This is a genomic window from Microbacterium sp. ZOR0019 (genome assembly GCF_000800925.1).
Lineage (GTDB): Bacteria > Actinomycetota > Actinomycetes > Actinomycetales > Microbacteriaceae > Microbacterium > Microbacterium aurugineum.
In genome coordinates this window covers 1-11,945 of sequence record NZ_JRKC01000096.1, presented here as the reverse complement: position 1 = coordinate 11,945, position 11,945 = coordinate 1, and the positions used below count along the sequence as shown (strand labels likewise).

Annotated in this window: 10 protein-coding genes; 3 read left to right on the top strand and 7 right to left on the bottom strand. The window is 71.0% G+C overall.

The window, feature by feature from the left end:
- Window positions 1-8: 8 nt before the first annotated feature.
- Window positions 9-416 carry a DapH/DapD/GlmU-related protein gene (locus L978_RS17200; protein WP_047524579.1) on the bottom strand — a complete coding sequence of 136 codons (408 nt, stop codon included), beginning with the start codon at window positions 414-416 and terminating at the stop codon, window positions 9-11.
- Window positions 417-514: 98 nt separating this feature from the next.
- Window positions 515-1,255: an alpha/beta fold hydrolase gene (locus L978_RS17195; RefSeq protein WP_047524577.1), complete on the bottom strand. Its 741-nt coding sequence runs from the start codon at window positions 1,253-1,255 to the stop codon at window positions 515-517.
- 73 nt (window positions 1,256-1,328) lie between these two features.
- On the opposite strand from L978_RS17195, the gene L978_RS17190 reads away from it, so the two are divergent.
- Window positions 1,329-2,030, top strand: coding sequence for a helix-turn-helix transcriptional regulator (locus L978_RS17190; RefSeq protein WP_047524575.1), 702 nt, complete (start codon window positions 1,329-1,331; stop codon window positions 2,028-2,030).
- Here L978_RS17190 and L978_RS17185 read toward each other — a convergent pair whose 3' ends face one another.
- From L978_RS17185 to L978_RS17170, 4 genes are read right to left on the bottom strand one after another with little or no spacing between them, the layout of a single operon-like run.
- Complete coding sequence (locus L978_RS17185) at window positions 2,031-2,804, bottom strand: DNA-formamidopyrimidine glycosylase family protein (protein ID WP_047524574.1); 774 nt, start codon at window positions 2,802-2,804, stop codon at window positions 2,031-2,033.
- Window positions 2,804-3,598, bottom strand: a complete 795-nt coding sequence (locus L978_RS17180) for an EI24 domain-containing protein (RefSeq protein ID WP_047524572.1) — start codon at window positions 3,596-3,598, stop codon at window positions 2,804-2,806. Before L978_RS17180 ends, L978_RS17185 begins: the two co-directional genes overlap by 1 nt.
- Window positions 3,599-3,621: 23 nt before the next feature.
- On the bottom strand, window positions 3,622-8,226 hold the full coding sequence (locus tag L978_RS17175; protein WP_047524570.1) for an ATP-dependent helicase: 4,605 nt from the start codon (window positions 8,224-8,226) through the stop codon (window positions 3,622-3,624).
- A 49-nt stretch (window positions 8,227-8,275) separates the two neighbouring features.
- Window positions 8,276-9,967 (bottom strand): ABC-F family ATP-binding cassette domain-containing protein, encoded by a 1,692-nt coding sequence (locus tag L978_RS17170; RefSeq protein WP_047524568.1) that lies wholly within the window; start codon window positions 9,965-9,967, stop codon window positions 8,276-8,278.
- 283 nt (window positions 9,968-10,250) lie between these two features.
- Here L978_RS17170 and L978_RS19040 point away from each other — a divergent pair, with 283 nt between their 5' ends.
- Entirely contained in the window at window positions 10,251-10,541 is a 291-nt protein-coding gene (locus tag L978_RS19040; RefSeq protein ID WP_197055684.1) for a hypothetical protein, read from the top strand.
- On the opposite strand, the gene L978_RS17160 is transcribed toward L978_RS19040, so the two are convergent.
- On the bottom strand, window positions 10,542-11,198 hold the full coding sequence (locus tag L978_RS17160; RefSeq protein WP_047524565.1) for an alpha/beta hydrolase: 657 nt from the start codon (window positions 11,196-11,198) through the stop codon (window positions 10,542-10,544).
- Window positions 11,199-11,270: 72 nt separating this feature from the next.
- On the opposite strand from L978_RS17160, the gene L978_RS17155 reads away from it, so the two are divergent.
- The gene (locus tag L978_RS17155) at window positions 11,271-11,876 is read left to right on the top strand and encodes an NUDIX hydrolase family protein (protein ID WP_047524563.1); all 606 of its coding nucleotides are present in this window, start codon (window positions 11,271-11,273) and stop codon (window positions 11,874-11,876) included.
- The last annotated feature ends 69 nt before the right edge of the window (window positions 11,877-11,945 follow it).

Here is an 11,945-nt window from a genome sequence, read left to right as displayed (position 1 = left end):
TCACCCCGTCAGGCCGCGAGCCACAGCCCCTTCTGATCCGTCGCGATGGTGAGCCCGGCCGCGACGGTCTCGTCGTCGCCGATCCTGGCGCCGCGGATGATGCGCGCTCCGGCGCCGACATCGGTGCGGACACCCACGTAGGCGTGGTCGCCGATCGCGGCACCCTGGCCGATGTGCGCGTGCGCGTCGACGAACGCGCCTTCCCCGACCACGGCGTCTTCGTCGATCCAGGCGCCGCGGGCGATGGTCGCCCCGGCGCCGACGCGCGCGCCCGGTTCGATGTAGGCACCCGCCTCGATGTGCGCCTTCGGATGCACCTTCGCGCCATGCGCGACGAGACCCCGACCGTTCGCGTGCTTGCGGTACCGCAGCGTCGCTCCCTGGTCGTTCTCGATGTCGACGTAGTTCTTACCCACGATTCCTCCCGTGCTCCGGAGTCTCTTCCGGATATATCAACAACCACGGCAGGGGTGGATTCATTCCCTCGGATGGATGTCCTCGGTGTCCGCGGTGCTCAGCCCACGCGCGAGACCGCGTCGCGGATCGCCATTGCGAGATCCGCGGGACGGCTCCACATGGGCCAGTGGCCGGTGGGCAGGTCCACGAGCTCCAGATTCTCGAGTGCGTCGACCTCGGCGAACATGGGATGTCCGGCGCGGGCGAGTTCCTGCAGCTGCGCGCTCGGGATCGAGCAGCAGACGATGGTGGTGGGGATCCGGCGGCGCGCATCGTCGGAGAGCGGCACCGGAGCTCGGAGCACGGGTCCCGGCTCGGGGACCGCCCGTTCGCGGAAGCGGTCGAGCATCGCGGTGCTCAGGCCCTCGATGCTGGCCTGCTGTCCGAGAACGTCGAACGGTGGCAGGGGCAGCGCCTCCACCGTCTCCGGGAGGTCCGGTGCGAACACGTTTCCCGGCGCGACCGGGCCGGAATCGACCCACACCACACGGCGGACGAACGCGGGGTGCCGATCGAGGACGATGCTGACCGGGGCATTGGCTCCGCTGTGCCCGACGAGCACGACCGGCTGCTCCGCCGTGGCTCCGGAGCGCAGGACGGCCGCTTCGATCGCCGCCGCCTGCTCGTCGAGAGTCCGTGAGGAACGGTCGGGGTCATCCGGGTCCAGGCCGGGGAGCGTGAGCGCGATGGCGTCCGATCCGTCCGCCGCCAGGTGCGCGCGCACCTCGTCCCAGGCCCACGCGCCGAGCCAGTGGCCCGCGATCAGGAGGATGGTCGGAGTACTCGATGCTGTCGTCATGACCCGATGCTCGCACTGTGTGCGGACAGCTGTATGGCACTATTTCTGTCATGAATTCATCGGAGTGTGCAGAGTGAGGCGGAGCGAACGACTTCATGCGCTGTCCGAGATGCTGCGTCGCGGCGGAACCAGGGGTTACCCGGCCGAGCGGCTGGCGGCGGAGTTCGAGGTGTCCGTCAGAACCGTCAAGCGAGACCTCACCGCCTTGGCGAGCAGTGGCGCGCCCGTCTGGTCGAGACCCGGACCCGGAGGAGGCTACGGTCTGGCTCCGAGCGCGAATCTGCCGCCGATCACCCTCTCGCCGGCCCAGGCGGTGGCGCTCCTGGCGGCTGTCTCCGCGGCGTCCGACGCCCCGTACGCCGATCTGGCTTCGGCCGGGGTCCGGAAGATCCTGGACGTCCTCGATCCCGCCACGCGCGGCCGCGCGGCCGACCTCGCACGTCGGATCTGGGTGGCGGGGGCGCCCTCGTCCTCACGCACCGTCCGATCGGTCCTGGAGGAGGCGATGTCCGCGCAGCGTACGGTCCGCATCCGCTATACGTCGCGCGTCGGGGCCACGACCACGAGGGAAGTGGAGCCCGTGATGTTCGCCTCCACGAACGGGCAGTGGTACCTCGTCGGGTGGTGCCTGCTGCGCGACGCGATGCGCTGGTTCGTCGTGTCGAACATCGAAAAGGCGACCCTGACGAGCGCGGCCTGCAGCGGCCATACCGTTGCGGAGGTCGGAACCCCTCCGCCGAACGCCAGGCCCGTGCTCGTCACCGACGGCGAGTGACTAGCGCTGACACGACGGGCACCAGAAGGTCACGCGTTCGCGTGTCGGATCCGCGCCCTGTTCGCCGCGTCGGATGAGGGTGCCGCAGCGTCGGCAGGGGCGCCCGGCGCGGCCGTAGACCCAGGTGCCCTGACCCGGTCGATCGATGCCCGTGAAGGTCCTGCTGCGGCGGTCGCGGTTGGCGCGGATGGTGCGCACACCGAGGTCGAGAAGAGCGGAGACATCGACCTCCGGCGTCGGCGTCGTCGGCAGGATCCCCCGGAGGAACAGGAGTTCTGCAGCGTACTCGTTGCCGAATCCCGCGACGTTGCGCTGGTCGAGGAGGGCGACGTGGATACTGCGGGCGTCGGCACCGAGCCGCCGGTTCGCCTCGTCTGCGTCCCAGTCATCGGCGAGCGGGTCCGGGCCGAGATACCCCACCAGCTGTTCCTCGTCGCGGGTCGGGACGACCTCGATCTCGGCGAGATCGACACCGACGGCCTCACGGTCGGCCGTGCCGATGAGCGCGCGGACCTTGAAGGCCGGATGCCGCCACTTCTCGCCGTGGCGGTAGACGAACCACGCCCCGTCCATGCGCAGATGGGAATGCAGGGTGCTGTCGCCGATGCGCGCGAGCAGGTGCTTGCCCCGGGGTACCACCGCGTGCACCCGCTGACCGGTCAGATCCAGGGTGGCGAAGCGGGGGACACGAAGGTCGAACCGGGTCACCTCGGACCCGGCCAGAGCCTCGTCGAGGCGTCGCGCCGTGCGGAAGACCGTGTCGCCCTCGGGCATCAGGGAGCCTCGGACGGCGCGGGTGGAGGCGGGAGCAGCGGGGGGTGAGGGGAGGCCGTGACGGCGGCACGAGCGAGCATGTCGCGCGCCAGCACGGTGCTGCCGGCGACCGCAGCCGGCATCACCGCGACGGCACCACCGGGAATCAGGAAACAGAGCTGGGTGGCGACGCCGAAACCGAGCACCCGCGCCCGGCTGCCCGAGAACAGGGCGGCACGGTCGGCCGGGCTGAGGTCACGAGCGTCGAAGGCACGCCCGGTGAGTTCGCGCGCCAGCAGTCGGCCGGTCAGCACCACACCCGCGATCGCGCCGAGGAATCCCCCCACGGCAGGGAGGAAGCCGATCAGGAGGACCAGGATCGCGATCAGGATGCCGAGCACCACGAGACGCAGCCCCTCGCCGATCGTGGTCCAGAAGCTGCCGCCGTCGGCAGGGGGAGCATCACCGAGATCGCCCTCGACGGCGTGCCAGATGCGCTGGTAGAACGGGTCGCCGATGGTCAGCGTCAGTGCGCTGAAGACCACGCTGGCGAGGGCGAGGGCGGCTGCGACGACCACGAAGCCCACGGCCGCGCGCAACAGGCCCTTCCACGGCTCGATCCATCCCTCCGCGAACGGCGTGAGCCACGCGGAGACCGAAGGCATGCCGATCACGAGCGGGATCAGCGCTGCGGCGAGGATCAGGACCGCGATGATCGCAGGGATCAGACCGAGCATCATGAGCCCGGGGCGCGTGCGCCACAGCCCGAACCCGTGCAACAGCGTGCGGACGCCGGTGGCGAACTCTCGGATCATGGCTTCCAGCGTAGGTGCATCGTTCAGGTGACCTTGCGGAGGGTGTAGCCGCGGGGCGTCGCCACGAACCCCGCCTCCTGCAGGGCGAGGGCGAGCTCGGTGCCGTACACGCCCTCGCCGTTGATCTTCTCGACCGTGAGGGTGTCGAGCCGGCGTGCGCGTGCGGTCGCCGCGAGATCGGTGGCCGCGGCCCGCAGCACGTCGCCGTCTTCGCTGAACGCCAGCACCGTGCGTCCGCCGCGCTCGAGGGAGAGGACGAGTGTTCCGTCGACGAGGACCACGAGCCCGCCGGCCTTGCGCCCCGGGCGGTGCGAGACCCCGTCGAGCTTGGGCCAGCCGAGAGCGGCACCGTAGGGGTTGGCGGGGTCGGTGGCGGCGAGGGTCACGGCATCGCGTGGGGGCGGATCGGCGAGTCCCGCATAGGTGCGCAGACGATCGACCGTTCCGGACGCGGCGAACTGGGCGGCCCCGAGCTTCTCGATCACGTAGCCACGACGACAGTGCCCGGCCTCTTCGAAGCCCGCCAGCACGCGGTATGCCTGGGCGAAGCCGCCGGGGAGGCCCTCCGCCTGGACCGCACCGCGGGTGACGACACCGTAGCGATCGAGGAGGAGACCCGCGGTCACGGTGGCCCGGCGGGAAGCATCCTTCTCGACGGGAGGCAGCAACGACCATCGGCCTCCGATCGACGGCGGCCTCGGCGCGGCGGAACCGGTGAAGGACACACCGCGGTAGGTGCGGGCGCGGGGGGCGCGGCGCTTCACCTTGTGCGCCTGCGAGCCGCCGGCGAGCAGCGAGCGGATCGGCGCGAAGGTGTCATTGGTCACGTGGCCCGACCAGGTCAGCGACCACAGCGCTTCGAGGACGGACTGCTCGTTCTCGGCGGCCGCCATGTCTTTCAGCTGCCCTGCGAAGTACGCGCCGCCGACGTCGAGGGCGAGGAGGATCCGCGACTCCAAGGAATCGGAGGCGATCTCGGCATCGGGCTCCGGCAGCGTGAACGGCGCGAGATCGGCGGGGTGCATCGACACCCAGCCGTCGCGTCCCGGGAGCGTGCCGTGGCCGGACCAGATCACCTCGCCGGCTGCCGTGAGCTCGTCCAGAAGGGCGGGCGTGTAGTCGCGCACGCGAGAGGGCAGCACCAACGATTCCCACGCGCTCGCAGGGATCGGCACGCCCGCGAACTGCTCGATCACGGCGAGCACGCCGTCGACGCCTTCGAGAGGGCGACCGATGTGCTGCCAGTCGGGGAGGAAACGGGCGTAGGCCTCGGGGGAGACCGGTTCGACGGATCCGCGGATCGCGGCGAGCGAGCGCATGCGGAGTCGGCGGAGCACCTCGGCGTCGCACCACTCGATCGCGTCGCCGCTCCCGGCGGCCTCGGGGAGGAAGTACCCGCTGGTGAGGCGCCCCGCGGTCTCCAGGCGCTGAAGCGTATGACGGGCGACCGCGGCGCCGAGTCCGAACCGGGTGGCGACGGCGTCCGTCGTGAACGGGCCGTGCGTGCGGGCATACCGGGCGATGAGATCGCCCAGCGGATCGGCGACGGGTTCGAGGAACGCGACCGGGATCCCCGTCGGGAGTGCGGCGCCCAGCGCATCGCGCAGTCGCCCGGCATCCTCGATGGCGGCGACACGGCTCATCCCGCCGACCGTCACGGGGATCGCGCGCCGGGCCGCGACCAGGTCGCCCAGCAGCGCGGCGGCGGCATCCGCCCCGACGGTGTCGCCCGCTGCGCCGGGCACGCTCTCCGGGTCGAGGCGCAGGGCCACTTCCTCTGCATCGAGCGGCCCGAGCATGCGCAGCAGATCGGCCACGCCCTCGATGCCACGCGCGCGACGGTCGGGGTCGAGCCGCTGGGCCTCGCGCTCGAACTGGACGAGCACCTCGGGGTCGAGGAGTTCACGCAGTTCCACCGTGCCCAGCAGCTCGCCGAGGAGCGCAGGGTCGACCGACAGCGCGGCTGCCCGGCGTTCGGCGAGGGGCGAGTCGCCCTCGTACATGAACGCGCCCACATAGCCGAACAGCAGATCGCGGGCATAGGGCGACGGCTGGCCGGGCTCGGTCTCCACCAGGCGGATCCGGCGGTCGGCGATCGACGTCGCGAGGGCGCGCAGGGAGGGGAGGTCGTAGACGTCTTGCAGCACCTCGCGCAGCGTCTCGAGGATCACGGGGAACGTGGGGTGGCGCCTGGCCACTTCGAGCAACTGCGCCGACCGCTGCCGCTGCTGCCACAGCGGGGTGCGCTTGTTCGGGTTCATGCGGGGCATGAGCAGCGCGCGGGCCGCGCACTCGCGGAAGCGGGAGGCGAACAGGGCCGAGCCGCCCACCTCCTCCGTCACGATGTGCTCCAGCTCTTCGGGCTCGAACACGAACAGTTCGGCGCCCGGCGGCTCCGCCTCCGCGTCGGGGATCCGCACGATGATGCCGTCGTCGCTCGCGACCGCCGATCCCTCGACGCCCAGGCGTTCGCGTACGCGGGCGTTGATCGCCAGAGCCCAGGGCGCGTGCACCTTCATGCCGTACGGGGAATGCAGGATGACCCGCCAGTCGCCGACCTCGTCGCGACCTCGCTCCACCGTGAGCGTGCGGTCGGTGGGGAGCGTGCCCGTCGCCTCGCGCTGCTCCGTGAGGTGCGCCAGGAGGTTCTCTCGAGCCTGCTCGTCGAGGCCCGCATCGATCAGTCGCTGTGCCGCCTTCTCGGGAGGTGCCGTCGACACCTCCCGCGCGAAGGCGCCGAGCGCCTCGCCGAGCTCGAACGGCCGGCCGATGCCGTCGCCGTGCCAGAACGGTACCTTGCCGGGCTGTCCGTAGGCGGGGATCACGTTGACACGGTCGTGGGTGATCTCGGCGATCCGCCAACTGGTCGTGCCGAGCGTGAACACGTCGCCCACCCGCGATTCGTAGACCATCTCCTCATCGAGCTCGCCCACGCGGGCACCGGTGGTCTCGCCGGCCACGAAGACCCCGAACAGTCCGCGGTCGGGGATCGTCCCGCCGCTGGTCACCGCGATGCGCTGCGCGCCGGGCCTCCCGGTCAGCGTCCCCGCGTCGCGGTCCCAGACGAGTCGCGGACGCAGCTCGGCGAACTCATCGGACGGGAAGCGTCCGGCGAGCAGATCGAGCGTGGCCTCGTACGCAGAACGCGGGAGGGACTGGAACGGTGCCGAACGACGGACGGTCTCGAACCACTCCTCCACACTGATCGCACCGAGGGCGCTCGCCGCGACGGTCTGCTGGGCGAGGATGTCGAGCGGATTGCGCGGCACCTGGATCGCCTCGATCTTCCCCGCCAGCATCCGCTCGGTGACGATCGCGGTGTGCAGCACATCGCCGCGGTGCTTGGGGAAGAGCGCGGCACGGCTGATCTCGCCCACCTGGTGTCCTGCGCGTCCGACGCGTTGCAGGCCGGAAGCCGCCGACGGCGGGGCCTCGACCTGGATCACGAGGTCGACCGCACCCATGTCGATGCCGAGTTCGAGGCTGCTCGTCGCGACGACGCAGCGCAGGACGCCCGACTTGAGCTCTTCCTCGACCTGGGCGCGCTGCTCCTTCGACACCGATCCGTGGTGTGCCTTGGCGAGCACGGGGTCGGCGCCGGCCGTGGCTCCGGCCTGCGCCATCATGGCCGCAGGGACGGTCGCTGCGGGCAGCTCGACGCCGATCCGCTCGGAGTGGATCTCGTTGAGACGGCCTGTGAGCCGCTCGGCCAGGCGCCGCGAGTTGGCGAACACGATCGTCGAGTTGTTCTGCAGGATGCGGTCGACGATCGCCTCCTCCACATGCGGCCAGACCGAGCCCGTGACTTCTGTGTACTCCGCATCCACGGTCTCGCCCGCGACACCGGGCGGGGGCGGCGGATTGGTCATGTCGTCCATCGGTACGACGACCCCGAGTTCGAAGGTCTTGGACGCCGGCGGTGCCACGATCTCCACCGGAGCCGACCCGCCGAGGAACCGCGCGACCTCGTCGATCGGACGCACGGTGGCCGAGAGGCCGATCCGTTGTGCCGGTGTCTCGATGCCGTTCGTGCGGCGCAGCGCGTCGAGGCGTTCGAGACTCACGGCCAGGTGCGCGCCGCGCTTGGTGGCGGCGACGGCGTGCACTTCGTCGATGATCACGGTGTGCACGCCCCGCAGCGTCTCGCCCGCGCGGCTTGTGAGCATGAGGTACAGCGACTCGGGGGTGGTGATCAGGATGTCGGGCGGATCCGACACCAGCTTGCGGCGGTCGCTCGACGTGGTGTCGCCCGAACGCACTCCCACCGTGACCGCGGGCGCGGGCACACCGAGGCGGCGCGCGGACTGGCCGATGCCGATCAGCGGGGAGCGCAGATTGCGTTCGACGTCGACGCCCAGTGCCTTCAAGGGGGAGATGTAGAGGATGCGGGTTCGAGGCTCGCCCTTCGCCGGGAGCGCGGCCTCGGACGTGCGTTCTCGGAAGACGCTGTCGATCGACCACAGGAACGCCGACAGCGTCTTTCCGGAGCCCGTGGGCGCCACGACCAGAGCGTGCTTCCCGGCGGAGATCGCCTCCCACGCACCCGCCTGGGCCGGCGTGGGCGCGGGGAACGCACCCCGGAACCAGTCCTGTGTGGCCGGGGTGAAGCGGTCGAGCACATCGCTCATGTCTCCATCTTCGTCGAGGCCGGGGACATCCGGGCCGTCCTCCCACGCGTCAGGGCTCCAGCGAGACCTCCCGCAGCGCACCGTCCCCGTCGATCTCGAGGGTGAGGTCGAGGTCGAGCCGCCGCAGGAACGCGTCGTCATGACTCACCACGAGCACCGCACCGCGGTAGGCGCGGAGGGCGTCGACGAGCTGGTCGACCGTGTCGAGGTCGAGGTTGTTCGTCGGCTCGTCCAGCACCACGAGGTGCGGGGCGGGGTCGGCGAGCAGCAGCGTCGCCAGCGCGACGCGGAAGCGCTCGCCACCGGACAGGGAAGACACCGGGCGCTCCGCGGTGGCCCCTCGGATGAGGAACCGGGCGAGGCGGTTGCGCAGTTCCTTCTCCGGTACGTGCGGCGCCGCGGCGGCGATGTTCTCGAACACCGAGCGCTTCTCGTCGAGACCGTCGACCCGCTGCGGCAGGTAGCCGACCAGGTCGGTGTGGGCCTCGGCATGCAGGCTCGGGCGTTCAGAACTCAGGACTTCCGTCTCGGATCCGCCTTCCTCCGCCCTCGGCGCCTCGAGGGGAGCCGTTTCTCCTGAGTTGTGAACGCCGCCGGCCACCAACCGCTCCAGCAGGGTCGTCTTCCCGGCACCGTTGCGCCCGATCAACGCCACCCGCTCGGGGCCCTGGATCACCCAGGCCCGCTCGTGATCGCCGATCGTCGCGATCCGGCGGCTGCGCGACATCCCGGGATCGGGCAACTCGATCTTCATCGACGCCTCGGAGCGCACGCGTCTCCCGGCGTCGTCGAGCACCGACCGTGCGGCATCCTCTTTCGCCCCGACCTCGGTGCGGAGCCTGCCGGCCGACACCTCGGCCGCCATCTTGCGGCCGTGGGCGATGATCTTCGGGACCCGCTTCTCGATCTCGGCCTTCTTCGCCGTGCGTGCGCGGTGGGCGAGCTTCACCTCGGCCTCGATCCGCTGGCGCTTCTCCTTGCGGAACGCCTGGGCGGCGGTGACCTCGGCCTGTTTCGCCGCATCCTGCTCGGCATCCAGCCAGGCGCGCCACTGCGAGTACGGTCCGCCGAACACACTGAGCGTCTGGGCGTACAGCTCCGCGGTGTCGTCCATCAACTCGAGCAGGGACAGGTCGTGGCTGACGACGATGAGCGTGCCCTTCCAGGCGCGCACCATCGTGCCGAGCTTCGCCCTGGCGTCACGGTCGAGGTTGTTGGTCGGCTCGTCGAGCAGCGTGATCGGCGCGCGGCGCAGGCGGATGCCGGCGATCGCGACCAGGACCGCTTCGCCGCCGGACAGCTCGCCGACCCTGCGGTCGAGGAACTCCGGCGCGAGGCCGGCTTCCGCCAACGAGGCCTCGGCGCGCGCCTCGATGTCCCAGTCGTCGCCGACGGCGTCGAAGTGCGCGGGGTCGATGTCGCCTGCGCTGATCGCCCGGACGGCGTCGAGCGCCGCGGAGACGCCGAGAAGCTCCGCGACCCGACGGTCGACATCGAGCGTCAGCTGTTGCGGGAGATACGCGACATCGCCGGACGCCGTGACGATGCCCGAGGTGGGGTCGAGCTCACCGGCGATCAGCCGCAGCAGTGTGGACTTGCCGGCGCCGTTGCGACCGACCAGGCCCGTGCGACCGGAACCGAAGCTGCCGGAGACGCCGTCGAGCGCGATCGTGCCGTCCGGCCAGGCGAAGGCGAGCCGGTCGAGGGTGACCGACGCGTGAAGGGAAGTGGGTGTTGACATGGGTGTCTCCTGTCGAGTGCGAGGGTGCACTGACACCGAGCACCGGCCGGACGTGTGGAGTCACAGGTCGCGGAGGAGCGGGTCTGCCGTGGAGTCGGCGATCGTCGGGTCAGCGCGCGGGAAGAGAGGCGCGGAGGCGACGGATCAGATCAAAGGACTTCCAGACACGGCGGACAGGACTCCCCGAAGATACCCGGGCGTGTCGGTGCCGCGCAACCCGGGCGTGTCGCGCATCCGTCGCGCGGGGGATGCCGCCGTGCGCAGGGATGCGTAGCGTGGAGGCATGGCAGATCGAGGTCCGAGTCCCCAGGAGTCCCGTTCGCGGATGGGGCTGGGCGTCGGCCTCGCACTCGGAATGGCGATCGGCGTGTCCCTCGGCTCCGCGCTGCAGAACTGGGCGCTCGGCATCGGGATCGGGATGGCGATCGGCATCGCGCTCTCGGTCGCCATCACGTCCGGCGGCACGTCACGCCGCCCTGCCGAGGACGAGGCCGAGGGCGAGGAATCCGAGGACGGGGAGGGTGACTCTCTCCCGGGCGAGCCGGATGCCGACGGGGATCGGCCCCCGCGCTGATCAGGGCGACAGGATCCGCTCGAGCCACTTCGCCAGGAACCGATGCACGTCGACCAGCTCCTCTTCGGAGATGCTGTGGGTCAGACCCGTGTACACCCGTCCGGAAAGCTCGGAGTGCGCGGGGAGCCACTGTGCCGTGTGGTCGATCAGTGCGGTCGGGATGACGTCGTCGTTCGTGCCGCGGCCCCAGAACACGGAGGGGCGCAGTTCGGTCAGCGCCTCGTCGTTCGGCAGCTCGCCCGGTGCGGCGTATCCGCTCAGCGCCACCACGGCGTCGATGCGCTCGGGCGCGAGCCGCAGCGCTTGCAGTGCCACCGCGGCACCCTGCGAGAAGCCCAGCAGAGCGACCGACGGGGCATCTCCGACGGCCGTGGCGAGCCACTGCAGGAAGGCCTCCCCGGCAGCGGTCACGGCCTCGGGGGCGCGCCCTTCGAGCCCCTCGATCGGGTACCACGAGCGGCCCGGCATCGGCCACGGAGGCGTGAGGGGTGCAGCGACGGAAGCCACGGCGATGCCCTCCGGCAGATAAGGAGTGAGCCCGAAGAGGTCGTGCTCGTCGGCCCCGTAGCCGTGCAGAAGGACCAGCAGCGGCATCCGTCCGCGGTCGAGGGACGACCATCGGGTCGCGGTGTCGTCGATCGTCAGGTTCTCGCTCACACCGTCATCCTGCCAGCAGCCGCCGACGTGGGGCCGGTGTCGGTCCGAGGAGGCGGCTGGTAGAAAGGACACATGGCGGTCCGTACACCTGATCCCGACCCGGAGCCCGAAGACGAAGGTCTCGGCGCTTTCCGAGACGCGAACCCGCCGGCTCCGGATGCGAACCCCGGCTGGCTGAGCGAGTTCGAGCTGGAGGAGGCGCGGCGGCGACTGCCGATGCTCTACGTCGAGGCGATCCCCGTGCGCACCGACGGCTCCGGCCAGGTGACCGAGATCGGCATCCTGCTGCGGTCCACCCCGATGGGGGAGATGACGCGCACGATCGTTTCCGGACGTGTGCGCTTCGGGGAGACGATCCGCGAGGCGCTCTTCCGACACGTGGAGAACGACCTGGGCCCGATGGCCTTCCCGCTGCTCCCGCCGCAGCCGCTGCCGTTCACGGTGGCCGAGTACTTCCCGATCCCCGGTGTCAGCGCCTTCCACGACGATCGGCAGCACGCCGTGTCGCTGGCCTTCGTCGTGCCCGTCACCGGAACGTGCGAGCCGCGTCAGGACGCGCTCGAGGTCACCTGGTTCTCGCCGGAGGCCGCAGGATCCGACGCGGTCGCGGCCGAGATGGAGAACGGTCGAGGCACCCTGATCCGTCAGGCTCTCGCGAGCCTGGGTCTTCTGCGCTAGCACCCGCGCCCGGCACTCCCGCGCCCGGCACTCCCGCGCCCGGCACTCCCGCGCCCGGTACGCCGCCTG